This window comes from Ensifer sp. 38_S197, from assembly GCF_056924495.1.
Window position 1 is genome coordinate 2,157,743 of sequence record NZ_JBXOVZ010000001.1, and the last position, 23,037, is coordinate 2,180,779.

Genomic DNA, 23,037 nt, shown 5'->3' on the forward strand with positions numbered 1-23,037 from the left:
CTTTTTGAGCTTATTTTGATTGCATGGTGATCAAAACAAGCGCGGATCGTGCCATGACTACTATTGGTTTCAATGTCTCCGCCGCCCGCTACGGCGAGAGCCACTCGTCCTTCCTCTCTGCCCGGTTGGTCGCTGATCGTCTCGGCGTGACGCTTGCCGAGCTCGCGAAGCTGATCGGCGTCGCGCGCAACACGCTGACGGCGAAATCCAGCGCCCGCAAGGTTGATGCGGCATTGAGCAACGTCGTGCGCATCCTTGCCATGGCCGGCGAGATGGCGGGTGACGACAGTCGCGCCGTCATCTGGTTCAAGCACCAGCCGATCCCCGGCTGGGCCGGTAAGACTGCCTATGACCTCGTCGGCGAGGGCAAGGCCGACAAGGTGCTCGCCTATCTCGAAGCCGTACGTTCCGGTGTCTACGCCTGATGGCGGAAAGCGAGCCGGTGCATCTCTGGCGCGCCTATGTGCCGCGCTGGGCGCATGCGCCACTCTCCGGCGAAGGCTCGGCACGCTTCGGCGGACGCTGGAACCCGATTGGAATGCAGACGATCTATGCCGCGCGCGAACTCTCGACCGCCTGGGCCGAATATAATCAGGGTTTCGTCCAGCACCCGGCACTGATCGCCCAGCTTGAATTACGCGACGCGATGCTCGCCGACCTGACGACGGCGGATGGGCTGGCCATGTTCGGTCTCACCGACGAGATCCACCGCTGCGAATGGCGCGATGCGCTCGACCGCGGTCTCGTGCCGGAGACGCATCGCTTGCAGGCGGACCTCAGCGCCCGAGGCTTCGACGGCCTGATCTATCCGTCCTTCATGTCGCCTGGCGGCACCTGCGTTGCGCTCTGGCGCTGGAACAAAGGGGAGGGGGCTGAGTTGCAGGTCATCGATCCCGATGGGCGCCTGCCGAAAACGCCGGCTTCCTGGCTCTGAAGCCCATGCCCCGAAGCGCGGGCTCTGGACGGAAAACCGGGCCGCGTTAGAGCACTTTGCCCGGATTGAGGATTCCCTTCGGATCGAGCGCCTGCTTGATCCGCCGCATCAGATCGAGTTCGGCAGGGCTGCGCGAATAGTCGAGGAAATCCCGCTTCAGAGCGCCGATACCGTGTTCAGCCGAGATCGAGCCGCGATAGCGCCGCACGATTTCGTAGACGATGCCGTCGACGACATGTGGCGTCTCGGTGTCGCTGTCCGGTTCCGAGAAGGCGATGTGCAGGTTGCTGTCGGCCACGTGGCCGAAGAAGGAGACGTGGGCGGCGGGGAAACGCGCAGACAGGGCCTGGCCGCATTCCGCGGCGAAGCGACCGATATCGCCGATCGGCAGGCTGACGTCGAGGTTGATCAGCGCGGGCAGGAGCTGGTCCATCGCGTGGCCCTCACGAATGCTCCAGAAGGAGCGGCTCTCCTTCTCCGATTGGGCAATCAGCGCGTCGCTGATGATGCCGGCTTCGAGCGCCTCGCCGAGAAAGGCCTCAAATACATCGCGCTCGGTGTCGTCACTAAGCAGATCCTGCTCGACGATGACGGCGAAGGGCGGAACTTCCGCGAACAGCTTTTGCTTTTCGGCTTCGGCATTGAAGCGGAAGTAGCTCTGCCACATCGCCTCGAAGGCCGAGAGTCCGGACAGATGGTGCTGGCAGCGCGTAAGAAAGGCAACGACAGCATCGTAGCTGTCGAGGGCACAAAGCGCCGTCAGTCGGCCCGTCGGCAGCGGCCGCAGCCGGAGGACGGCGCGGGTGATGACGCCGAGCGTTCCCTCGGAGCCGATGAAATACTGGCGCAGGTCGTAGCCGGTGTTGTTCTTGATCATCTTGTTGAGCGACGAGACGATCGTGCCGTCGGCGAGCACGACCTCGAGGCCGAGCACGTTGTCGCGCGTCACGCCATAGCGAAGCACCCGGATGCCGCCGGCATTGGTGGCAAGATTGCCGCCGATCTGGCAAGAGCCGCGCGCACCCAGATCGATCGGCAGCAGGAGGCCTGCGTCTTCGGCGGCGCGCTGCGCAAGCTCGAGCGGCGTGCCGGCCCGCACCGTCATGGTCCCCGCCTGCGGGTCGATTTCCTCGATGCCGGTAAAACGTTCGAGCGAAATCACCACGGCATCGCTGCCGGCATTCGCTCCACCGGCAAGTCCGGTGAGGCCACCCTGGACCACGACCGTCTGGCCGCGCTCGTTGCAGAGACGGAGGGCTTCCGCAATTTCCTCGCTGCGCGTTGGCCTGATAACGGCCTTCGGCAGTTCGCGGCCGGTCAGGCTGGCGTCACTGCGATGGCGTTCGCCGATCTCGGTTCCCGTCAGGACGATGTCGCCGAGGGCTTGTTTCAGGTCGTCGACGATCGTCATGGGCTGCTCCGGTTTCCACGGCCATTGTCGGCAGAGGGTGCCCCTCTTAGCGCATATCGAAGCAAACCGAAATCGGCCGGCGACGCTCAAACGTTCTTCGCCAGCCGTGACGGGGCGATGAAATCAGGTGCCCGTGCGGGCGAATTCGAAGGCTTCCCTCTCTCCGGATTCCTCTACATCCTGCTGTTCCGTCGTTGCCTCTTCCGTCTCCTGCTTTCCATCCCTGAAGAGTTTCCACTTTGTCGGGCGGAAGGCGACGCGGCTGTGGTCGCCGGCGGCGGCGCGTTCGGGGGAGAGTTCGATTTCGACAGGCGGGTGGTTGCGGCCGAGGTCGAGTTCGAGGTGGCGGGTGCCGGCGACCCGGCGGCTGGCGGTGACGAGGCCGGCAAGACAGCCGCCGCAGCCGTCGATCAGCTCGATGTCGTGCGGGCGGAAGAAGAGATTGGCCGGCCCGTCCGGCTCGGCCGGAGCCCTAAGGCCGATCGGCCGGTCCTCAAACCAGATCTCGCCGTTGGCGAGCGTCACCGCGAGGCAGTTCGACTGGCCGATGAAGCCATAGACGAAGGGCGAGACCGGATGGTCGTAGATCTCGTCCGGGGTGCCGACCTGCTCGATCGCGCCCTTGCTCATGACGACGACGCGGTCGGCCAGCTCCAGCGCCTCCTCCTGGTCGTGGGTGACGAAGATCGTCGTGTGGCCGGTGCGGTCGTGGATCTCCCTGAGCCACTTGCGCAGTTCCTTCCGGACCTGCGCGTCGAGCGCGCCGAAGGGCTCGTCGAGCAGCAGCACGTTCGGTTCGACCGCCATGGCGCGGGCGAGGGCCACACGCTGGCGCTGGCCGCCGGAGAGCTGCGCCGGATAGCGCTTGTCGAGGCCGGAAAGCTGCACCAGGTCGAGGAGATCGAGCGCCCGCTGGCGGATCTCGGCCGCCGGCGGCCGGCGGTTGGCGGGCCGCACCTTGAGGCCGAAGGCGACGTTGTCGAGCACCGTCATGTGGCGGAACAGGGCATAGTGCTGGAAGACGAAGCCGATGTTGCGCTCCTGCACCGTCTTTTGCGAGGCATCCTCGTCGCCGAAGAAGACCGTGCCGCCGGTCGGGCTTTCGAGCCCGGCGACGAGGCGCAACAGCGTCGTCTTGCCGGAGCCGGAGGGACCTAAGAGCGCGATCAGCTCGCCGGAGCGGATGTCGAGCGAGACGTCGTCGAGCGCCGGGAAGCGGCCGAATTCCTTGCGGATGTTGTGAACGCGCACGTCCATGGCGATACCTTTCGAATGCGGGCTTTCCCGGTCAGTGCCTGCGGCTGGCGGCGATCTCGGCGCTGTAGCGGATCTCCAGCGCCGTCTTCAAAATCAGGGTGATCAGCGCCAGCAGCGCCAGCAACGCCGCCACCGCGAAGGCGGCGACGAAGTTATATTCATTATAGAGGATTTCCACCTGCAACGGCATGGTGTTGGTCTCGCCGCGGATGTGGCCGGAGACGACCGAGACGGCGCCGAACTCGCCCATGGCGCGGGCGTTGCATAAGAGCACGCCGTAGAGCAGCCCCCATTTGATGTTCGGCAGCGTCACGTGCCAGAAGGTCTGCCAGCCGGAGGCGCCGAGAGACAGGGCCGCCTCCTCGTCGCTGCTGCCCTGTTCCTGCATCAACGGGATCAGCTCGCGGGCGACGAAGGGGAAGGTGACGAAGACGGTGGCGAGCACCAGGCCGGGCACGGCAAAGAGGATCTGGATGCCGTGGCTCTGCAGCCACGGGCCGATCAGGCTGTGCGAGCCGAACAACAGCACGAAGACGAGGCCGGAGATCACCGGCGAGACCGAGAACGGCAGGTCGATCAGCGTCGTCAGGAAGGCCTTGCCCTTGAACTCGAACTTGGCGATCGCCCAGGCGGCGGCGACGCCGAAGACGAGGTTGAGCGGCACGGCGATGGCGGCGACGGTCAGCGTCAGGCGGATCGCCGAGAACGTCTCGGTGTCGCCGAGCGCGGCGACGAACTCGGCCGGCCCCTTGCGCAGCGCCTCGGTGAAGACGGCGGCAAGCGGCAGCAAGAGGAACAGCGCGACGAAGGCAAGGGCGGTGATCGTCAGCGTCAGCCGGGCAAAGCGGCTTTCCGAGGTGGCGGCGGCAAGCTTGGGCAAGGCCGGCTTCGGGCCGGAAGCGGGCAGGGGACTGGGAGCGGCGCTGGCGGTCAGATCATGCGACATAGACATATCTCCGCCGGCTCCAGGCCTGGATCGAGTTGATGAAGAGCAGCATCGCAAACGAGATCGCCAGCATCACCGCGGCGATCGCGGTGGCGGCGGCGTAGTTGAACTCCTCGAGCCGGATGACGATCAGCAGCGGTGCGATCTCGGAGACATAGGGCAGGTTGCCGGCGATGAAGATCACCGAGCCGTATTCGCCGACACCGCGGGCAAAGGCAAGCGCAAAGCCGGTGAGGCCGGCCGGCATCAGCCCCGGCAGCAGCACCCGGCTGATCGTCTGGAAGCGGCTGGCGCCCAGGGTGGCGGCGGCCTCCTCGACCTCCTTGTCGATCTCCTCCATGATCGGCTGCACGGTGCGGACAACAAAGGGCAGGCCGACGAAGATCAGGGCGACGACGATGCCGGCGGGGGTGAAGGCGACCTTGAGGCCGAGCGGCTCGAGGAACTGGCCGATCCAGCCATTGGGCGCATAGAGCGCCGTCAGGGCAATGCCGGCGACCGCGGTCGGCAGCGCGAACGGCAGGTCGACCATGGCGTCGATCACCCGCTTGCCGGGAAAACGATAGCGCACCAGCACCCAGGCGAGGATGACGCCGAAGACGAGGTTGATCACCGCGGCGAGAAACGCCGTGCCGAAAGAGATCTTCAAGGCATTGAGCGTGCGCGGATCGAGCGTCAGCGCCACGAACTCGGACCAGCCGAGCCCGCTTGCCCGCACCACCAGCCCCGACAGCGGGATCAACACGATCAGCACCAGCCAGCTCAGCGTGATCCCGAGCGACAGCCCAAACCCGGGCAAGACACTCGGCTGGCGAAACCGCCAGGGCGCAGTCTTCGTCGTATCCGTCAATGGCACTACCTTTGCAAAGCTCACGAGACGTAATGAACCGCATTTCCTGCCAATGGCCCGGCGCGGCGCGAAGCAAGACGCGCAGCCAGTTTGACCGGCTGCGCGTCGATGTCGTTCTTATTGGCCCGGCTTGTAGAGCTTGTCGAAGATACCACCGTCACCGAAGAATTTCGGCTGGGCTTCCTTCCAGCCGCCGAAGTCTTCAATGGTTACGAGCTTCAACTCGCCGAAGCGGGCGATGTCGGCCGGGTCGGCCGCTGCCGGCTTGAACGGCCGGTAGTAGTGCTTGGCGGCGATCTTCTGGCCAGCATCGCTGTAGAGGTAACCGAGATAGGCTTCCGCCACCTTGCGCGTGCCCTTGGCGTCGACATTGCCGTCGACGAGCGCCACTGGCGGTTCCGCCTTGATCGAGATCGACGGCGTGACGATCTCGAACTTGTCGGGCCCGAGCTCCTCGAGCGACAGATATGCTTCGTTTTCCCAGGCGAGCAACACGTCGCCGAGACCACGTTGCACGAAGGTCGTCGTCGCTCCGCGCGCACCGGTATCGAGCACCGGAACATGCTTGAAGAGTTCTGTCACATATTCCTGCGCCTTGGCGTCATCACCGCCATTGGCGGCGCGGCCATAGGCCCAGGCGGCCAGAAAGTTCCAGCGTGCGCCGCCCGAAGTCTTCGGGTTCGGCGTGATCACCTGGATGTCCGGCTTCACCAGATCGGCCCAGTCCTTGATGCCCTTGGGATTGCCCTTGCGCACCAGGAAGACGATCGTCGACGTGTAGGGTGCACTGTTGTTTTCAAACCTCTTCTTCCAGTCCGCCGGGATCTTGCCGGTTTGCTTGGCGATCGCGTCGATATCGGCTTCGAGCGCCAGCGTCACCACATCGGCCTGCAGACCGTCGATGACCGCGCGCGCCTGCTTGCCCGACCCTCCGTGCGACGTCTGGATCGTCACGGTTTCGCCGGTATCGGCCTTCCACTTCTCGGCAAAGGCAGCGTTGAAGTCCTTATAGAGTTCACGTGTCGGGTCATACGACACGTTCAGGATCGTCGTGTCGGCAAACGCAACACTTGCAGCTCCCAGCTGCAGGCCTCCGAGCACAATTGCCAGTCCCACTATTCCGGTAATTCGTCCAAAGACCATCTCGACCTCCATTGGTTACCAGATAAAACTATCAATTTAATCGACTGCTACAACGCAAACCGATGATGCTGGAGGCGGCTATCGGGAAATGTCCTATCGTTCTCGCGGCTTTTTCAGGAACGGTTTGCCTGCAACCGTCGCATTGGGCCGCGCCGGCCCGCCACGACAGTTACATGGAGCGCGTGGTGCCCGTGTCCAGTGAGCGCGCGTCGATTCTCCCTGCTGCCGTTTGGCGAAACGGTCCATGCCTTCAATCCCGCATTCACGACAAATGCGGGGGGCTGCGAGGCTAGAGTACGTGGCCGCGGGCGACGATCGGCCAGGTGTCCTTCAGCGTGCCGCCCTCGACGATATGGACTGCGTCGACCATGTTGGTCACGACGCAGGCGTGGTTGGGCACGATGCGGAGCTGGTCGCCGACCTTAAGGTTGATCGGCCCATCGGCGACGAGGCGGCCATGTTCCTCTGAAAGCTGGTCGATGCGGATGTCATCACGGCCGAGCACGTGACCGTAGCCGGTCAGCCCCAGCAGGTCCGAGGTCAGCACCTTGCTGCCGGCATCAATGATCGCCCGGCTTTCGGAGGGCACCGAGACGACGGTTGCCAGCACCGTCAGGGCGCAATCGTCCCAACCGGCAACGCCACGCGAAACCAGCGAGCGATCATTGTAGATGTAGGTGCCCGGCCGATACTCACTGGCAATAGGGGCGCCGGCGGCGTGCATCATGCTCGGGGTGCCGCCCGAGGTGATGGCGGGCACGGCGATGCCGTCGGCTTCGATCAATCGCTTCGCTTCACTCATGAAGGCCTGGACCTTCGCCTCGCCGTCGACCGGCGGATAGGTCATCAGGCCGCCGAAGACCAGCCCCGACGCATCCGCGATCCGGCGGGCCAGCCTCGCGGCTTCTGCCGGCTTGCCAACGCCACAGCGATCGGCGCCGGTGTTGCATTCGACGAGCACGCGAAGCGGTCTGTCCTTGTCCGCGAAAAAGCCCGCAAGCCCGTCGATGACGGTCTCATTGTCGGCGACGACGGCAAGCGCGACGCGGCAATTCAGCCGTTCCAGCCGTGCCATCTTGGCCTCGCCGAGAATGTTGTAGGTGATCAGCACGTCCTTGATCCGGTCGCTGCCCTCGACCATCGCTTCCGCCTCTGTGACCTTCTGGCAGGTGATGCCGACTGCGCCGGCCTCGAGCTGCAGCTCGGCCATCTGCGGCAGCTTGTGCGTCTTGATGTGCGGACGCACGCGAATGCCATGCTCGTCGGCATAGGCCTGGAAGCGCTCGATATTGTGCTTGGCAACCTCGAGATCGACGAGAACGGCCGGCGTTTCGATCGGCAAGGGCATGGCGGTCACTTCCTCTTCTCGCGCGGGACAACCTGTGATGAACGATTCTCACACGAAGGAAAAGGCGTTGCCAAGGCAATCCCGGCATCACCCGCAGGCAACCTCAGCCCCTCGCCAGCGACCGGCCGCTGTCGGGATCGAAGAGATGGAGGACGTCCGCCTCGATGGTGAAGGCGCGCTCTTCGCCCGAAAGAACCGTACTGCGCGGCGGCAGGCAGGCGGTGATGCGCTGCTCGCCGATCCGCGCCGTCGTCACGAGCTCGGGGCCGGTGAGTTCGACCACCTCGACACGGGCCTTGACCTGCAGCGCGGGTTCGTCACCGGCGGCAAGTCGCAGCGCTTCCGGCCGAATGCCAGCCTTGACGCGCTGGCGATCCGAGACAACGCCCCGGAAGCGGGCCGGCAGGGTGATTGCCTGCCCGTCGCCGGCGATCTGCAACTGACCCTGCGCAACGGTCGCATCAAGGATGTTCATCGGCGGCGAGCCGACGAAGCCGGCGACATAGAGCGTCGCCGGCCGGTCGTAGATCTCTTGCGGCGTCCCGAGCTGCTCGATCCGGCCGTCGCGCATCACCGCTATGCGGGTCGCGAGCGTCATCGCCTCGATCTGGTCGTGGGTGACGTAGACGACGGTGGTCTTCAGCATCTGGTGCAGGCGCTTGAGCTCGGTGCGCATCTCCATGCGCAGCTTTGCGTCGAGGTTGGAGAGCGGTTCGTCGAAGAGGAAGACCTGCGGATTGCGGACTAGCGCGCGGCCGATGGCGACGCGCTGGCGCTGACCGCCGGAAAGCTGGCTCGGCTTGCGGTCGAGCAGGTTCTCGATCTGCAGGAGCTTCGCCGCTTCCGTTACCGCCTTCTCACGCTCGGCGGCCGGAACCTTGCGCATCTCCAGCCCGAAGCCGATATTCCGCGCGACGCTCATGTTCGGGTAGAGCGCATAGGACTGGAACACCATGGCGATGTCGCGGTCCTTGGGGTGGGCTCCGAGAATGGAGCGATCGCCGATCCGGATGTCGCCGCCGCTTGGTTCCGCAAGTCCGGCGATGATGTTGAGCAAGGTCGACTTGCCGCAGCCGGACGAACCGAGCAGGACCAGGAACTCGCCGCTCTCCAGGTCGATGTCGATGCCTTTCAGCGTCTCGATCTCGCCATAGCGCTTGTGAATGTTCTGAATGGCGAGAGCGCTCATGCGCCGGTCTCCTGAAGGTAGAACGAAAGCGGTTTGCCGTAGCTGCGCGGCAGGGTGGAAATCGCTTCGGAGGCGATGGCGACGCCGGTGCGAAGACAGGCTTCCAAAGGCATCTCGGCGGCAAGTGCCGCCAGGAACCCGGCATTGAAGACGTCGCCGGCGCCGATCGTATCGACCACGGAAACCGCGGGTGCGGCGGCCGACGAAAGACGGCCTTCCGCATCGATGGCGATCGCGCCATGGGGCCCCCGCTTGACGACGACGATCGCGCCCTCGGGCATGTGTTTCCGGAGTTCGTGTGCGGCCGCGGTGGGGTCGGCAACGCCCGTCAGCGTCGTCGTCTCGACCTCGTTGAAAAGCGCCAGTCGGCAACGCTTCAGCCAGCCGACGGTCGCCGTGCAGTTTGTCTGCGTCCAGCCGTCGAGCGGCCAGCCCGTGTCAAGGGCAACGGCAATGTCGTGCGCGTCGGTCCAGTCGAAGAAGCGGTCATAGTCCGCGGTTAGAGCATCGGTCAGGAAGGCACCCGAAAGCAGCGCGTAGCCGCCGCGCAGCTTCTCGCCGTCAAGCATCGCTCGAACCTCCTCGAAACTCAAAAGCGGGAGATGTCCGCGCGTTGTAAAGAACGTGCGTTCGCCATCGGGATGGGTGATGCCGACGGAGAGCGTGGTCCCGACATTTTCGACTGGCCAGGACCGGGATCGCTCGGGAAAAGCCTCCTTCAGCCAGGTTCCGAACTGGTCGTTGCCGACATTGGCGGCGATCGCATAGTCGACGCCGAGCGAGTCCCAGGCGAGCGCACTGTTGCCGGCGCAGCCGCCGACGCGCAGTTCATCGTGATCAACGATGATTTCGGTGCCGGCCTTCGGCCAGGGGGCCGCCGGCCCGAGGATGAGATCGACATTGGCGTTGCCGACCACGGCAAGAGGACGCATCGGTTATTCGCTCCGGGTGATCTTGGTCGAGCGCACGGGAGTGCCGGCATTCTCGACGCGGGCCGCCGCAAAGGCGATCATGAAGGACTGAGCGACCGGCAGCATCGCGAAAATTGCCGCCATGCCGGCGGCCGGTGCAAAGGAAATGGTGGTGACGCCTTCGATCGGCGCTTGACCGGAGGTGTCGAAGGCGATGACCGGCGAGCCGGCCCCGGCGGCGGAAATAGCCATGGCTTCGACGAGACTGGCGGTCGGATCGTTCGCCCGAAAGAGCACGACGCCAACCGACGGACCGAGCATTTCCATGGGTCCGTGGCGAAGCTGGCCGCCTTCAAGCGAGAAGCAGGGCAGGCGCGAAAGCTCGGTCAGGCCGAGGCCGATCGCTTCCGCCAGTCCCTGAAGCCGGCGGCCCGACGTTACGACGGACCGGACGGAGCTCAACGCAGCAAGCGCTGTCGCCACATCGGGCGATTGCGGATGTTCCAGTGCCTGAAGTGCTGCGGCCGGGTCGTCGCCGAGGGCAGCGAGAACGGCAAGATGCAGGGCGAAGCTGATCGTCAGGCTGCGGGTGGCGGCAAAGGCTTTTTCCGTGCCTCCAACGCCGATGAGCGATGGCGCATTCTGCGCGAGAAAGGAGCCGCCTTCCAAGGTGAGGCCGAAGGTGTGTGGCGTTGCGCCATTGGTTTCGCCAAACCAGCGCAGGACTTCGGCGCTTTCGCCCGACTGCGAGGTCACGAGGATTGTCTTGTTCGCGATTGGAAGCGGCTGGCCGAGCTGTTCCGAGAGCGGCAGGGCAATGGCGTCGATGCCATGGGCGCGGTAGAGCGGCTCGACGGCGCGGCCAACGGCATGCGAACCGCCCATGCCGAGCAGCAGCAGCTTGCCCGTCGCCTTCAGCGAGGCGGCAATCCGTGTTGCAAGGGTGCTTGCCTGGTGGAAGGAGGCAATCGCATCCGAAGCCTGCCGCGCCATTTCACGATCGATTGCGACGAGCCCGGCCGGGCGTTGCGTGGTGGTCATAGCCGTCATCCTTTGACACCGCCGCTGGTCAGCCCGGAAATCAGGGCTCGCTGCATGAGGAGGCCGATCAGCACCGGGGGCAGGGCGGCGAGCACCCCGGCGGTTGCGATCAGTCCGTAGTCGGAGACACGGCCGCCAGCGAGATCGGCGATGGCAACCGTGAGCGTCTTGGCGCGCAGATCGGAGGTGAAGAGCAGCGCATAGAAGAATTCGTCCCAGGCGAGCAGAAAGGCGAAGAGCGCCGAAGTTGCCATGACCGGTGCCGCGAGGGGTAGCGTGATGAGCCGCAGGATCTGGTCGAGACGTGCGCCATCGATCATCGCCGCGCTCTCGATCTCTCTCGGAATAGAATCGAAGCCGGATTTCAAGAGCCAGGTGGTAAAGGGGGCCAGAATGGTGAGGTAGACAAGCGCCAGGCCGAACACGGAGTTCAAAAGACCGAGATAGGCTAGCCCCATGTAGAGCGGCACTGCCAGCGCCACCGGCGGCAGCATGTAGGTGGCGATCACGCCATAGAGCGACCAGGAAACGCCGGGCGTGCGGGACACCGCCCAGGCGGACGGAATGGCGACAGCGATCGCCGCCAGCGTCGCCATGCCGGCGACCTTGATGCTGTTGAACAGCGAAGCGGTAAAGGCGGCGCCGGCGCTGTTCTCCAGCGTCGACAACAGCAGGCGGTAGCGCGACAGGTCGATTGTATCCGGCCACCAGTTGAGCGGCTTTGCCGAGAGGTCGGCGGCCGACGAGATGCTCATGACGAAGAGCCAGAGAATGGGGGCGAGGATGACCGCTGCCAGCAAGAGCGCCGAAGCGTAGACGAAGGCGGTGAACAGGGTGCTCTGGCGTTCCATTATGATGCTCCTGCGGCCTTGCGCACCAGTGCCGCATAGGCGACGGCCAGCACGGTCACGAGCAGCGTGACGATCAGCGCCAGCGAGGCGCCCGATCCGGCGCGCTGGAAGGAGAAGGCCTCCTGATAGACGAGGATCGACAGCGTGCGCGTGCTGTTGGCGGGGCCGCCGCGCGTCATCACCCAGATGATGTCGAACACTTTGAAGGCCTCGATCGTGCGCAGCACGAGGGCGACGAGCAGAGGCCCCGCCAGATACGGCAGGATGACGTAGCGGAAGCGATTGAAGGGGCCGGCGCCATCGACGAGCGAGGCCGCGGTGATATCGCGCGGTACGGCCTGGAGGGCCGCGAGCGCGATCAGGGCCACCAGTGGAAAATTCTTCCAACAGTCGGCGATGATCAGCGCCGTCAGCGCGGAGCCGGGCTCGCCGAGCCACGAACGGTAGCTGTCGATCAGGCCGATCTGCGTCAAGGCGGCGTTGAGCGCGCCATATTCGGGATTATAGATCAGCCGCCAGAGCGTGGCGTTGACCACCGTCGGCAGCGCCCAGGGCAGGATCATCAGCGCCCGCAGTGCGGTGCGACCACGGAACTGTTGATTGAGCAGAAGGGCTGCCAGCACGCCGAGCACCATCTCGGCGGTGACCGAGACGACGGCGAACCAGGTCGTCGTCATGAAGGCGCGCAGGAAGTTCGAGCCGCCGAGCATCTTGGCATAGTTGTCGAAGCCGACGAACGCGCCTTCGGTGCCGACGAGTTTGGCGTCGGTGAAGGACAGCCTGACCGTATCGACCAACGGCCAGCCGATGACCGCAATCATGACCACCAGCAATGGCAGCATGAGCAACCATGCGCGCGTCGTTATCCAGGTGCCGGACATGGGGTGGAAACCTTCTCGGGCCTAGGAAGCCCCGTCATGCTATCGCACATTGCCTCGGATCGTAACCGACCCAAGCGAATGATGCGCCAAATCAACGTGTTAAAGTCCTTGGACGCAAGCGTTCAACTGCTAAGCGTCGTTTCCCGCGGTCCCCGGGCGGTTGCCCGCCCGGGGCTTGGGAGGACGGCTCAAAGGCCGCTGTTTTCGGCCGCCGTCTTCAAGGCGTCCTCAGGTGAAGCCTGGCCAAGCAGCGCTTCCTGGATCGCCTGCTGAAGGGCAGTCGAAAGTTCCTGGTACTTCGGTGTCGTCGGGCGCGGATACATGGCCGCCAGGCCACGCTTGGCGGCGCCGATCAGCTCTTCCTGGCCTTTGGTGACGCTCGCATCCTCGTAGGACGAGGCCCAGATCGGCAGGCTGAGCTTGGCATAGGCGTTCTGCGTCTGCTGCGAGGTCATGTAGACGATATACTTCCAGGCCTCGTCCGGATGCTTGCTGGTCGAGGTGATGCCAAGACCCATCGAGCCGTTGACGGCCGAAACCTCGCTCTTGCCCGCGACGCCCGGCGCCGGCACGACGCCGACCTTGCCGGCAACCTTGCTTTCCTTCGGATCGTTGGCAAGGTTGTACATGTAGGTCCAGTTCAGCGCGAAAGCGGCTTCGCCGTTCTGGAACACCTTGCGTACGTCCTCCTCCAGGAATTCCTTGGAGTTCGGATTGGTGAGGCCAGAAGAATAGCTCGCCACCATGTAGTTGAGCGCGTCGAGGCCGCCGCCCGAAGTAAAGGCCGGCTTGCCGCCCTCGATGAACTTGCCGCCATAGGCGCTGACGAGGGTGGTGTAGTCGCAGATCGCGGCTTCGGCCTGCGACCAGCTCCAGGCGATCGGGGTTGCGAGCAGGCCCTTGTCCTTAATCACCTTCGCCTGTTCGGCAAGCTCGTCCCAGGTCTTCGGCGGCGCCTTGATGCCGGCCTTCTCCAGGATTTCCTTGTTGTAGAACAGGTATTTGGTGTCGAGGATCCACGGCATGCCGTAGCGCTTGCCGTCATATTCGACAGTCGTCCAGGCACCGGGCAGCACACCGGATTTCATCTCGTCGGTGATGCGGTCGGTGACGTCGACGAGCACTTTGTTGGTGGCGTATTCGGCCGGCCAGATCACATCGAAGAGCACGACGTCGTAGCCGCCGCCGGACCCCTGCGCCAGCACGGTCTTGTCGTGCAGCCCCTCATAGGGCACGAATTCGAGGTTCACCTTCACGTCCGGGTTGGCCTTGGTGAAGGCCTCGGTCATCGCGCGCACATCCGCCTCGCTATAGGCCGCCTGGGCCATGAAGAGGGCGTTGAGCGTCGTTTCGGCATGCGCGTGACCGGCGAAGGAGACGCCGGCAAGGGTCGCGCAAAGCAGCGCGGTTCTTATCGATTTCAACATGATTGCCTCCAGTAACTTGAGCGTTTCAGCTTCCTTCGACGCGTCTCTTGGGTGCGCCGTATGCGAGAAGTCCGTCCGTTTCCGAGCGGCCGTCGACATATGCATTCGGAGCGCTCGCGACGGACTCCGCCGTCGCTCTCGTTCCCCCGGAGCTCATTTTGGCTCCTATTAAGTCAATTGTCTTGACTTATTTTTTGTTCAATATTCTAACAGTGTCAAGAGGGCTTTTTGGATGAACGATATGCGCCTGATCCGGGCGAAGAGCGGCACCAATCAGGAGGGAGCGAGCGCACACAACCGGCGTGTGATGATCGACGCCCTGCGCTTGAACGGTCAATTGTCCCGGGCCGAGCTTGCCCGCGCGACGGCGCTCACGAAGCAGACGGTCTCCAACATCATCGAGGACCTGGAGCGTGACGGGCTCGTCGAATCGCTTGAGGCGGTGCGCAACGGCCGTGGGCAACCCTCCACACCCTATCGCCTGGTGCCGGAGGGAGCCTTTGCGATCGGACTGCAGATCGACCGGCACGTGACGCGGACCATCGCGGTCGATCTGGTCGGTCGGGTGCTTGCCCGCGGCGAGGCCAACCTGCCCGCCGGCGGACCGGCGACCGGCGTCCGGACGATCCTGGAACTGATCGAGAAGACCCGCCGCGATCTCACGGCGATCGCCCCGCAATCGGAAGACCGGCTCGTTGGCCTCGGGGCGGCAATGCCCGGTCCCTTCGGTATCGAAGCCGATGACGACGACACCTGGATGATGGCGGCGTGGCAGAATTTCCCGTTGCTCGAAACGCTTGCGACCGGCACGGGGCTCGATGTCGGCTTGCAGAACGATGCCGCTGCAGCTGCGACTGCCGAACGCATGGTTGGAGCTGCGCACGGTGTGGACCATGCCATCTGCATCTATCTCGGCTACGGCCTTGGCGCCGGGCTGATCCTCAACGGCGAGCTCTACCGCGGCGCCAATGGCAACGCTGGCGAAATCGGCATGATCCTCAGCCAGCCGCGAGGCGCATCGCTGGACGACCGCACCCCGCTCGAACACCGCGCCTCGATCGCTTCGCTCTGCAGGCTTCTCGACCTCGACCCCGCCGATCCCGAGCTATACGCCCATATCGATGCGGTTGCCGCCGGCCCGGACGAGCGGGTGCGGCGCTGGCTCGACGCGGCCGTCTTCGAACTGCGCGCCGCTGTGCAGGCGCTCGAAACGATCTTCGATCCGCAGACGGTAATCCTGTGCGGTGGGCTTCCGCCGGGACTCGCGCGTCTGCTCGTCGAGGCGATGATGCCGTTGCTTCCTTCGATCGCCGACCGGCGCGACCGCAGCCTTCCGCGATTGCAGATCGGTTTCACCGATCCCTGGGCGGTGGCGATCGGTGCTGCGGCAGAGCCGATCAGCCGCACTTTCGATCCGCGCTTCTCAGCAATCCTCAAGACCCGGGTCAGCGCCGCCCTATGATCACGGACTTTCGGCGGTCAGGTTCGTGGCTCGTCCAGACGCGCCAGTTCTGCAAATTCGGCGGCGAGAAAGTCGAGCAGGGCGCGAACGGAGGGCAATAGGCCCCGGCGCGACGGGAACGCCGCGTGGATGATGCCAGCCTTTGGCGCCCAGTCCGGCAACACATCGACCAACGTGCCGTCCTTCAGGTCTTGCCGCACCACCATCGTCGGCAGTTGGCAGATGCCGACGCCATTGAGTGCCGCCAGCCGCAGGGCCACCATGTCCTCGGTCACGAGCCTCGGCCGGTGCCTGACGATTGCGGTTGCGCCGCCGGGACCGTCCAGCCGCCAGTCGTGACTTTGGCGATCGGGGTTCCAGGCAAGGCTCGGGAGCGCGCCGAGATCGGCCGGTGCGGGCGCCGCGGTCATGTCGGCAAGCAGCCTGGGACTGGCGACCAGCCGTTGCTTGCTCTCGGCAAAGCGTTTGACCACGAGATCGCTTTCTTCAAGCGGCGGAAAGCGGACGCGGATCGCGACATCGATGCCCTCGCGCAAGACGTCGACGCGGCGATTGGTGCTTTCGAGCACCACCTCCACCTTCGGACATTCGGCCATGAACCGGGCGATCATTTCGCCGACCTGGAAGTAGACGACCGAGGACGGGCAACTGACATGGACCACACCCTGCGGTTCGGAACGCGTGCGGTCGATCATCTCCTGCGCCGCTTCGGCCTCCACCAGCATGGCGACACAATGGCGATAATATTCCCGGCCGATCTCCGTGATGACGAAATGACGGGTCGAGCGCTGCACGAGCCGCACACCCAGTCGCTCTTCCAGAAGGCCGATGCGACGGCTCAAGCGTGAGCGCGGCATGTCGAGCTTGCGGGCGGCGGCCGCGAAGCCATTCTGCTCGACCACGTCGACGAAGAGCCTGAGATCGTTCAAATCCTGCATGGGTATTGTCCTATTTTTGCGACACTATAGTCCGAAATACCTGTCTACTGCTAGATTTGGTGCAATCATATCTTCCCTCCAACGCTCTCGCTGAAATGGCGAGGCCAAGGAGAAACAGCCATGAGAAAGATACTCGGCATCTTCGGGAACGCGCATCCGCATTGGGTTGGCGATGGCTTCCCGGTTCGCTCGCTGCTGGCGCGCGACCGTGTCGGCGACCATGCCAGCCCGTTCCTGCTGCTCGACTACGCAGGGCCGATGAACTTTGCGCCGGGCGTGACGCCGCGCGGCGTCGGCGTCCATCCGCACCGCGGCTTCGAGACGGTAACGATCGTCTACCAGGGCGAGGTCGACCATCGCGACTCCGCCGGCAATGGCGGCCATATCGGCCCGGGCGACGTGCAATGGATGACGGCCGCCGGCGGCATCCTGCATGAGGAGTTCCATTCGAAGCGCTTCACCAAAGAGGGCGGTACTCTCGAAATGGTCCAGCTCTGGGTCAACCTGCCGGCAGCCAACAAGAGTGTCGAACCCGGCTACCAGACCTTGCTCGATCGGGACATTCCGACGGTGAGCCTGCCGGACGGCGCCGGAGCGTTGCGGGTGATCGCCGGGAGTTATGCCGGAGCGCAAGGACCCGCCCGCACCTTCACGCCCGTCAATCTCTGGGACCTACGCCTGAAACAGCAAGGTTCGCTCGGTCTCGATCTGCCGGAGGGCCATTCGGTTGGGCTGGCGGTCCTGCGCGGCAATGTCCTCGTCAACGGTAGCGACCTCGTCGGAGAGGCCCAGTTCGTTCTCTTCGGACGCGACGGAGGCGGCGTGACACTGGATGCCAGCTCGGATGTGACGGCGCTCGTCTTGAGCGGCGAACCGATCAACGAACCGGTCGCCATGTACGGCCCCTTCGTCATGAACACCGAACAGGAAATCAGACAGGCGATGACGGACTTTCAGTCCGGCCGCTTTGGCAAGATCGCGAGCGCCTAGCACCGGCTGGTCGCGCGCCGGGCCGAAGCTCGGACGGCCTAAGGGCGGATACGCTTCGCCACAGATAACGAGCCTGACAAGGAGCAACGGCTGCAATCAACCGGGCCGTTGTCTCAACTCAAACAGAAGCCCATCAACAAGGAGCAAGACCATGACACCTGCAAATTTCAACGGACAGCGCCCGGTCATCGATCCCGACGACGCCGTTATGCTTCTGATCGACCACCAGAGCGGCCTGTTCCAGACTGTCAACGACATGCCGATGCCGAAACTGCGCGCCCATGCCGCGGCGCTTGCCAGCATGGCGACGCTGACCAAGATGCCGGTCATCACCACCGCTTCCGTGCCACAGGGCCCGAACGGTCCGCTGATCCCGGAAATCCATGCGAACGCGCCGCATGCCAAGTACGTCGCCCGTCGCGGCGAGATCAACGCCTGGGACAATCCGGATTTCGTCGCCGCGGTGAAGGAAACCGGCCGCAAGACCTTGATCATTGCCGGCACGATCACCAGCGTCTGCATGGCCTTTCCGGCGATCAGCGCCGTCCATGACGGCTACAAGGTCTTCGTCGTCGTCGACGCTTCGGGCACGTACTCGAAGATGGCCGAGGAGATCACTCTTGCCCGTGTCGTCCAGGCCGGCGTGGTGCCGATGGATACGGCGGCGGTCGCCTCCGAACTGCAGCGCACCTGGCACCGCGACGACGCCCAGCAGTGGGCCGAGATCTACACCAAGATCTTCCCGGAATATCAGTTGCTGATTGAAAGCTATCTCAAGGCGCAGCAGGTCGAGAAGGACCACGAGCAGCTCGACTCGCAGCGCGGCTGAGAACGCTGAGACGTCGCGAAAACCGACTGCAGGCACCCACGGCTGATGTCAGCCGTGGGTGCTTTGCTTATCGATCAGCGCCGGTCGAGTTCCAGGATGGTCTGGAACAGAACCTCCGCGCCGCGGGCGCACTCTTCGGGCGAGGTATATTCCGCCTCGTTGTGCGAAAGACCGTCCTTGGAGGGCACGAAGATCATTGCGGTCGGCGTAATCGTCACGATATGCGCCGCATCGTGTCCGGCGCCGGATACGACGTCCGTGGCCGAATAGCCGAGTGCTTCTGCGCTGTCGCGTACGGCACCCACGATTGACGGGTCGAAGGTGACCGGCGCCTTCGACCAGATGCGCTTCAGTTCGGCGTTAGCGCCGGCCTTGCGAACGGCATCCTGCAAAGCGGTTTCCATCCGGTCGAGGCCAGCCTCGGAGGGATGGCGCATATCGATCTGGAGCCGGACGGAACCCGGCACGACGTTGCGCGAATTGGGGCCGACCTCGACGAAGCCGACGGTTCCGACACCGGGGGGATTCTCCCGGGCGATGTCGCGCACGGCAAGCACGATTTCGGCGGCGGCAACGAGCGCGTCGTCGCGCTGCGCCATCGGCGTGCTGCCCGCATGCGCCTCGGTGCCGGTGATGACGACATCGAACCAGCGCAGGCCCTGGATGCCAGTGACGACGCCGATCTCGGTTGCGGACGCTTCGAGCAGTGGTCCCTGTTCGATATGGAGCTCGACATAGGCGGCGAAGGCCGTCGGTTCGAGCGTTCCTCTTCCGCGATAGCCGATCGCATCGAGGGCCGCGCCCACCGTGACGCCTTCGCGGTCGCTAAGGGCATGGGCTGCATCAAGCGAAAGCGCGCCGGCAAAGACGCCGGACCCCAGCATCGCCGGCGAGAAGCGCGAGCCTTCCTCGTTCGTCCAGTTGACGACCGTCAGCGGATGGCGGAGCCGCGTGGAGGTTTCCTTGAGGGTACGCAGGATCTCGACCCCGGCCAGCACGCCAAGGATGCCGTCGAACCGGCCGCCTTGCGGCTGGGTATCGAGATGGCTGCCGACGGCGATCGCCGGCAGCGCCATGTCCTCGCCCGGATAGGTCGCGAAGATGTTGCCGATGCCGTCGACTTCGACCGAGCAGCCGAGCGCCCGGCACTCGCCGACGAACCAGTCGCGGACCTGGCGATCCTCCTCGGTCAGCGTCAAGCGGGTGACCCCGCCCTTGTCGGTCCCGCCGAACCGGGCGGTCGTGACGATGTCGTTCCACAACCGATCGCCGTTTGTCGCCGGTGTGTTGATACGCTTGGGCCCAATGCGCAAGGCTTCGACACTCATTTCGGCTGCTCCGGGGCATCCTTGTTGAACCGATAGCGGAAGTCGCAATGGGTGGCGCCTTGCATCACGGTCTGGGTGCGTTCCAGCGTGATACGCGGATCGTAACCGGTGCAGAAGACGCCGTCGCGGTTGCAGGAAAGCAGGTGCCCGATATGGCCGAGCCCCATCTCGCGATAGGTCTCGGCGTAGCGACAGCGCTTTACATTATAGTGGAACTCTTCGTCCGTCGCTTTCGTGACTTCGATCGTCAGCGCATCGTCCTGGGTCCAGAGATCCTGCAACTCCTGGAACGTGCGTAGATTGGTGCCGCCGGGCGTCTTTGCCGCAAACGTCCGGCCGGCTTCGATCGCGGCCTTTGTGATCGCCTTGTCGAGGATTGCCTGGGCGCGCTCCTCGCCGATTTCCTCGCGCATCGCCTCGTAGATCGGCGCGATGATGCCGGCCTCGATGCGGCGGCGCGCGAGAATGCCGATTTCGCCGTCCATCGCCGCCCGCGACGTGGTTTCGGTATTTTCTTTGTCCGTCTTTTCCATGGAATGCCTCCCTGTCTGCCACAGGGCAGAACGACAGGGGGAGGATACTACGGCAGTGATGCCTTTGTGTTGCAAATCTGTGCCGGAAGGATCCGGTGCCGTGCAAATATTTTGCGCAGACTTGAGTCTGTGCCGGAATCAATCTCGCCGTCGCTGGCGCCGACGCGGTGGTTTACGCATCAACGCTCGCTGCTTGAAACGAACCAGCGATAATAGGGATTGTTCGGTTCGACACGCATCAGCAGTTCCATGTCGCGCGCCCATTCGTCGCGATAACCGGCATAGGCGTTGAGCGATGCCTGGTAGAACAGCATCAGCCGGTTGTGGGCATCCGCCACGGATTTCTCGAGCGCCGCGTCCGCACCGACAAGCGGTGCCTTGCTGCGCAGGGCGACGAGGTTCGGCAGGGTCCGCTGCAACTCGTCGGGCCGAACCCAGCTCGCATACTCGATCCGCGGCTGGTCGTCGGTCACCGGCAGGATTTCACCGGCATAGCGCCTGAGCCCGTCGCGATCGGTCATCCAGGTTGCCAGCAAATCCGTGGCGCTGCCGATGCCGACCTCGCCAAGCGCAGAGACGAGGGCCGGGTCGGCCATCCGCGAAGCAATGAGACCGACGTCGAGTTCCTGCGGTTCGACGGAGCCGACCAGGAGCATCTCATGCAGCTCGGTCGACCAGAGCGAGGCGTGCGGGAAACTGTCGAGGAAGCTGCGCACGAGCGCGCGCGTATCCTCGTCGTTCTGGGTGGCGATCGGTAGCCATTGCGCAACGAGACCGTTCGGCGCCAGACGTTCGCGTGCCAGTTGATAGAAGTCGGACGAATAGAGGTTGACGACGCCGGCGGCCGATGGCGGCGGCGGTTCCAGCGTGATGAGATCGTAGCGCTCCGCGCTTCGCATCAGTTCTCGACGACCGTCGGCAACACGCACTTCGAGGCGGCTATCCTTTGCCGCATTGAAATTGCCGGTAAAGAATGCTGAGGCACGGGCGACGGACGGCAGCAACTCGGCGGCAACGCGCCGGTCGAGCCCGGGATAGGCAAGCAGCGAGCCCGCGGTAATCCCGGTGCCGAGTCCGATCACCAGTGCCGATTTCGGTTCCCCCTTGTGGATGAGGAGGGGCAGGAGCGCCTGCAGCCGCATGTAGCGCAGCGACGGCATGGCATCGCCGGTATTGGAAACGCCCTGGATGTAGAGGCGGCGGAAACGCCGGTCCGGCTGGCCCTGTTCGATGACGGCGACAGTGGCGCCCCGGCTTTCTTCGTAAGAGATGATCGCACCGTTGCCGCGCGAGATGTTCAGCAGGTTTGCCAGGCGGTCCGACGGCACGGTGACGGCGATCAGCACCGTGACGATGGCGAGCGCCGGCGTCGCCACGCGCCAGCCCTTCCAACCTTTCTTTCCGCGACTGAGCGCAATGAGGCCTATGATGGCTGCGGCTAGGGCGAGAATGGCGAAGCTTCTGATGATGCCGAAGGACGGGATCAGCACGAAGCCGGTCAGCAGCGTGCCAGCGATGCCGCCGAGCGTGTTCAAGGCGAGAACCCGCCCGGTGTCGCGCCCGACATTTTCGGGGTCGACGGCGAGCCGCAGCGCGACCGGGAAGGCGGCGCCGAGGATCAGCGTCGGGATGAAGACGATGGTGAGCCCCGCGGCAAGGAACCGTGCGCACATTCCGGCAAAGATGCTGCCGGTGATGCCGGCCACGGCCGCTTCGGCGCTGGTCTGCAACACCGTCAGCCAGGGGCCGAGCAAGGCGAGTTCCGCGAGCGCCACGAGGCCCGCCAGAGTGATGAGCAGGCCGAAGGCACCCCAGGGATCCGACAGTCTATCGGTCCGGCGGGCAAAGAGTGCGGCGCCGAGCGCCAGGCCAGCGAGATAGGTCGCCAGCACCACGGAAAAAGCAAACGAGCGGGTGGAGATGAACTGGACGATCGCCTGCGACCAGGCGACCTCGTAGCCAAGCGCGACGCCGCCCGCGATCGCATAGAGGATCAGCGCGAGACGCGAACCGGCAGCTTGCGTTTCGGCCGGCTGCTCGGTTTGCGGCGTTTTGCGCATCCTTGCCGTCAGTGAGAGGGCGATGGTCGCGGCGGCAGCGCCAAAGGCGCCAGCGGCAAAACCGGTCGCCTGCACGCCGAGCGCCGGAACGATCACGAAGGAGACCGCCAGACAGCCGACGATCGCGCCGAGCGTGTTGGCGGCGTAAAGGCGACCGCCCTTCGCTCCGACCCCACCCGGCGCCCCTTCGAGCGAACGCAGCAGCACGGGGAGGGTGCCGCCCATCAGGAAGGCAGGTGTCGCGACGATCAAGACCAGCAAGGCCCAGGCGGCGAAGGCGCTGATGCCCTCGATCGCGACGAAGAGCGGGGCGATATGGGAAAGGACGACGGTGACGCCGGTGCCAAGCACGGCAACGCCGGCTTCGAGCAGGGCATAGAGGCGGAGCGGCCGTTCGGAACGGTCGCCGATGCGGCCGAGGGCGAAGCTGCCGAGCGCAAGGCCCAGGAAGAAGGCGCTGATACCGGTGCTGACCGCGTAAACGTCAATGCCGGTAACAAGCGAGAGTTGCTTGATCCAGAGAACCTGGAAGATGAGCGCGGCGGTGCCGGAGAGAAAGAGCATGAATGCGGCGATGGCCGGACCGAAGCGTGTCCGCCTTGCCGCCAAGGCGTGTTCATTCGACACCCCGAAGGCGACCGTTCGAGTGGGCGGAATGTTCTTCGTCATCACGATACGCCATCTGAGCAAACGCAAGAAAGAGAAGGC

21 protein-coding genes are annotated in these 23,037 nt (G+C 64.5%); 5 read left to right on the top strand and 16 right to left on the bottom strand.

Features of this window, described 5'->3' with window-relative positions:
• Positions 1-53: 53 nt before the first annotated feature.
• Both AC1Z3V_RS09975 and AC1Z3V_RS09980 read left to right on the top strand, forming a co-directional pair.
• On the top strand, positions 54-425 hold the full coding sequence (locus tag AC1Z3V_RS09975) for an antitoxin Xre/MbcA/ParS toxin-binding domain-containing protein (protein ID WP_483498557.1): 372 nt from the start codon (positions 54-56) through the stop codon (positions 423-425).
• A complete protein-coding gene (locus tag AC1Z3V_RS09980; RefSeq protein WP_483498558.1) occupies positions 425-934 on the top strand; it encodes an RES family NAD+ phosphorylase in 510 nt (169 codons plus the stop codon). Before AC1Z3V_RS09975 ends, AC1Z3V_RS09980 begins: the two co-directional genes overlap by 1 nt.
• Before the next feature lie 46 nt (positions 935-980).
• On the opposite strand, the gene AC1Z3V_RS09985 is transcribed toward AC1Z3V_RS09980, so the two are convergent.
• The 12 genes from AC1Z3V_RS09985 to AC1Z3V_RS10040 all read right to left on the bottom strand — a co-directional run bounded on the left by AC1Z3V_RS09985 (position 981) and on the right by AC1Z3V_RS10040 (position 14,189).
• Complete coding sequence (locus tag AC1Z3V_RS09985) at positions 981-2,345, bottom strand: FAD-binding oxidoreductase (protein ID WP_483498559.1); 1,365 nt, start codon at positions 2,343-2,345, stop codon at positions 981-983.
• Positions 2,346-2,468: 123 nt separating this feature from the next.
• Entirely contained in the window at positions 2,469-3,602 is a 1,134-nt protein-coding gene (locus AC1Z3V_RS09990; RefSeq protein ID WP_483498560.1) for a sulfate/molybdate ABC transporter ATP-binding protein, read from the bottom strand.
• A 31-nt stretch (positions 3,603-3,633) separates the two neighbouring features.
• Positions 3,634-4,548, bottom strand: coding sequence for a sulfate ABC transporter permease subunit CysW (gene cysW / locus AC1Z3V_RS09995; RefSeq protein ID WP_483498561.1), 915 nt, complete (start codon positions 4,546-4,548; stop codon positions 3,634-3,636).
• Positions 4,538-5,398, bottom strand: a complete 861-nt coding sequence (cysT, locus tag AC1Z3V_RS10000; RefSeq protein WP_483498562.1) for a sulfate ABC transporter permease subunit CysT — start codon at positions 5,396-5,398, stop codon at positions 4,538-4,540. The genes cysW and cysT overlap by 11 nt, the downstream gene beginning before the upstream one ends.
• 117 nt (positions 5,399-5,515) lie before the next feature.
• Positions 5,516-6,553 (bottom strand): sulfate ABC transporter substrate-binding protein, encoded by a 1,038-nt coding sequence (locus AC1Z3V_RS10005; protein ID WP_429820191.1) that lies wholly within the window; start codon positions 6,551-6,553, stop codon positions 5,516-5,518.
• A gap of 277 nt (positions 6,554-6,830) precedes the next feature.
• Positions 6,831-7,889 (bottom strand): D-TA family PLP-dependent enzyme, encoded by a 1,059-nt coding sequence (locus tag AC1Z3V_RS10010; protein WP_483498563.1) that lies wholly within the window; start codon positions 7,887-7,889, stop codon positions 6,831-6,833.
• A gap of 103 nt (positions 7,890-7,992) precedes the next feature.
• Positions 7,993-9,078 (bottom strand): ABC transporter ATP-binding protein, encoded by a 1,086-nt coding sequence (locus AC1Z3V_RS10015; protein ID WP_483498564.1) that lies wholly within the window; start codon positions 9,076-9,078, stop codon positions 7,993-7,995.
• Complete coding sequence (locus tag AC1Z3V_RS10020) at positions 9,075-10,010, bottom strand: PfkB family carbohydrate kinase (RefSeq protein WP_483498565.1); 936 nt, start codon at positions 10,008-10,010, stop codon at positions 9,075-9,077. The genes AC1Z3V_RS10015 and AC1Z3V_RS10020 overlap by 4 nt, the downstream gene beginning before the upstream one ends.
• 3 nt (positions 10,011-10,013) lie before the next feature.
• Complete coding sequence (locus AC1Z3V_RS10025) at positions 10,014-11,039, bottom strand: SIS domain-containing protein (RefSeq protein WP_483498566.1); 1,026 nt, start codon at positions 11,037-11,039, stop codon at positions 10,014-10,016.
• Positions 11,036-11,881 carry a carbohydrate ABC transporter permease gene (locus AC1Z3V_RS10030; RefSeq protein WP_429820181.1) on the bottom strand — a complete coding sequence of 282 codons (846 nt, stop codon included), beginning with the start codon at positions 11,879-11,881 and terminating at the stop codon, positions 11,036-11,038. Before AC1Z3V_RS10030 ends, AC1Z3V_RS10025 begins: the two co-directional genes overlap by 4 nt.
• A complete protein-coding gene (locus AC1Z3V_RS10035; RefSeq protein ID WP_334198001.1) occupies positions 11,881-12,762 on the bottom strand; it encodes a carbohydrate ABC transporter permease in 882 nt (293 codons plus the stop codon). Before AC1Z3V_RS10035 ends, AC1Z3V_RS10030 begins: the two co-directional genes overlap by 1 nt.
• Positions 12,763-12,950: 188 nt before the next feature.
• The gene (locus AC1Z3V_RS10040) at positions 12,951-14,189 is read right to left on the bottom strand and encodes an extracellular solute-binding protein (protein ID WP_483498567.1); all 1,239 of its coding nucleotides are present in this window, start codon (positions 14,187-14,189) and stop codon (positions 12,951-12,953) included.
• Between the two features lie 232 nt (positions 14,190-14,421).
• Between AC1Z3V_RS10040 and AC1Z3V_RS10045 the strand changes: the two genes are divergently transcribed.
• Positions 14,422-15,651 carry an ROK family protein gene (locus tag AC1Z3V_RS10045; protein WP_483498568.1) on the top strand — a complete coding sequence of 410 codons (1,230 nt, stop codon included), beginning with the start codon at positions 14,422-14,424 and terminating at the stop codon, positions 15,649-15,651.
• A gap of 17 nt (positions 15,652-15,668) precedes the next feature.
• Here the strand turns inward: AC1Z3V_RS10045 and AC1Z3V_RS10050 are convergent, their stop codons facing one another.
• Positions 15,669-16,589 (bottom strand): LysR substrate-binding domain-containing protein, encoded by a 921-nt coding sequence (locus tag AC1Z3V_RS10050; protein ID WP_483498569.1) that lies wholly within the window; start codon positions 16,587-16,589, stop codon positions 15,669-15,671.
• A gap of 120 nt (positions 16,590-16,709) precedes the next feature.
• Between AC1Z3V_RS10050 and AC1Z3V_RS10055 the strand changes: the two genes are divergently transcribed.
• Entirely contained in the window at positions 16,710-17,579 is an 870-nt protein-coding gene (locus tag AC1Z3V_RS10055; RefSeq protein WP_483498570.1) for a pirin family protein, read from the top strand.
• Positions 17,580-17,730: 151 nt separating this feature from the next.
• Complete coding sequence (locus AC1Z3V_RS10060; protein WP_483498571.1) at positions 17,731-18,408, top strand: isochorismatase family protein; 678 nt, start codon at positions 17,731-17,733, stop codon at positions 18,406-18,408.
• Positions 18,409-18,482: 74 nt separating this feature from the next.
• On the opposite strand, the gene AC1Z3V_RS10065 is transcribed toward AC1Z3V_RS10060, so the two are convergent.
• The 3 genes from AC1Z3V_RS10065 to AC1Z3V_RS10075 form a co-directional block, all read right to left on the bottom strand.
• Positions 18,483-19,736, bottom strand: coding sequence for an allantoate amidohydrolase (locus AC1Z3V_RS10065; RefSeq protein ID WP_483498572.1), 1,254 nt, complete (start codon positions 19,734-19,736; stop codon positions 18,483-18,485).
• The gene (locus AC1Z3V_RS10070) at positions 19,733-20,269 is read right to left on the bottom strand and encodes an L-2-amino-thiazoline-4-carboxylic acid hydrolase (RefSeq protein WP_429820163.1); all 537 of its coding nucleotides are present in this window, start codon (positions 20,267-20,269) and stop codon (positions 19,733-19,735) included. Before AC1Z3V_RS10070 ends, AC1Z3V_RS10065 begins: the two co-directional genes overlap by 4 nt.
• 179 nt (positions 20,270-20,448) lie before the next feature.
• On the bottom strand, positions 20,449-22,998 hold the full coding sequence (locus AC1Z3V_RS10075) for a fused MFS/spermidine synthase (protein WP_483498573.1): 2,550 nt from the start codon (positions 22,996-22,998) through the stop codon (positions 20,449-20,451).
• Between the last annotated feature and the right edge of the window lie 39 nt (positions 22,999-23,037).

Coding starts and splice junctions, on each gene's coding strand:
- AC1Z3V_RS10010 (WP_483498563.1), bottom strand. CDS start 7,889: ATGCCCTTGCCGATCGAAACGCCGGCCGTTCTCGTCGATCTCGAGGTT.
- AC1Z3V_RS09975 (WP_483498557.1), top strand. CDS start 54: ATGACTACTATTGGTTTCAATGTCTCCGCCGCCCGCTACGGCGAGAGC.
- AC1Z3V_RS09990 (WP_483498560.1), bottom strand. CDS start 3,602: ATGGACGTGCGCGTTCACAACATCCGCAAGGAATTCGGCCGCTTCCCG.
- AC1Z3V_RS10050 (WP_483498569.1), bottom strand. CDS start 16,589: ATGCAGGATTTGAACGATCTCAGGCTCTTCGTCGACGTGGTCGAGCAG.
- AC1Z3V_RS09980 (WP_483498558.1), top strand. CDS start 425: ATGGCGGAAAGCGAGCCGGTGCATCTCTGGCGCGCCTATGTGCCGCGC.
- AC1Z3V_RS10035 (WP_334198001.1), bottom strand. CDS start 12,762: ATGTCCGGCACCTGGATAACGACGCGCGCATGGTTGCTCATGCTGCCA.
- AC1Z3V_RS10040 (WP_483498567.1), bottom strand. CDS start 14,189: ATGTTGAAATCGATAAGAACCGCGCTGCTTTGCGCGACCCTTGCCGGC.
- AC1Z3V_RS10020 (WP_483498565.1), bottom strand. CDS start 10,010: ATGCGTCCTCTTGCCGTGGTCGGCAACGCCAATGTCGATCTCATCCTC.
- AC1Z3V_RS10025 (WP_483498566.1), bottom strand. CDS start 11,039: ATGACGGCTATGACCACCACGCAACGCCCGGCCGGGCTCGTCGCAATC.
- AC1Z3V_RS10015 (WP_483498564.1), bottom strand. CDS start 9,078: ATGAGCGCTCTCGCCATTCAGAACATTCACAAGCGCTATGGCGAGATC.
- AC1Z3V_RS10030 (WP_429820181.1), bottom strand. CDS start 11,881: ATGGAACGCCAGAGCACCCTGTTCACCGCCTTCGTCTACGCTTCGGCG.
- AC1Z3V_RS10060 (WP_483498571.1), top strand. CDS start 17,731: ATGACACCTGCAAATTTCAACGGACAGCGCCCGGTCATCGATCCCGAC.
- AC1Z3V_RS10070 (WP_429820163.1), bottom strand. CDS start 20,269: ATGGAAAAGACGGACAAAGAAAATACCGAAACCACGTCGCGGGCGGCG.
- cysW (WP_483498561.1), bottom strand. CDS start 4,548: ATGTCGCATGATCTGACCGCCAGCGCCGCTCCCAGTCCCCTGCCCGCT.
- AC1Z3V_RS10055 (WP_483498570.1), top strand. CDS start 16,710: ATGAGAAAGATACTCGGCATCTTCGGGAACGCGCATCCGCATTGGGTT.
- AC1Z3V_RS10005 (WP_429820191.1), bottom strand. CDS start 6,553: ATGGAGGTCGAGATGGTCTTTGGACGAATTACCGGAATAGTGGGACTG.
- AC1Z3V_RS10045 (WP_483498568.1), top strand. CDS start 14,422: ATGAACGATATGCGCCTGATCCGGGCGAAGAGCGGCACCAATCAGGAG.
- AC1Z3V_RS09985 (WP_483498559.1), bottom strand. CDS start 2,345: ATGACGATCGTCGACGACCTGAAACAAGCCCTCGGCGACATCGTCCTG.
- AC1Z3V_RS10065 (WP_483498572.1), bottom strand. CDS start 19,736: ATGAGTGTCGAAGCCTTGCGCATTGGGCCCAAGCGTATCAACACACCG.
- AC1Z3V_RS10075 (WP_483498573.1), bottom strand. CDS start 22,998: ATGACGAAGAACATTCCGCCCACTCGAACGGTCGCCTTCGGGGTGTCG.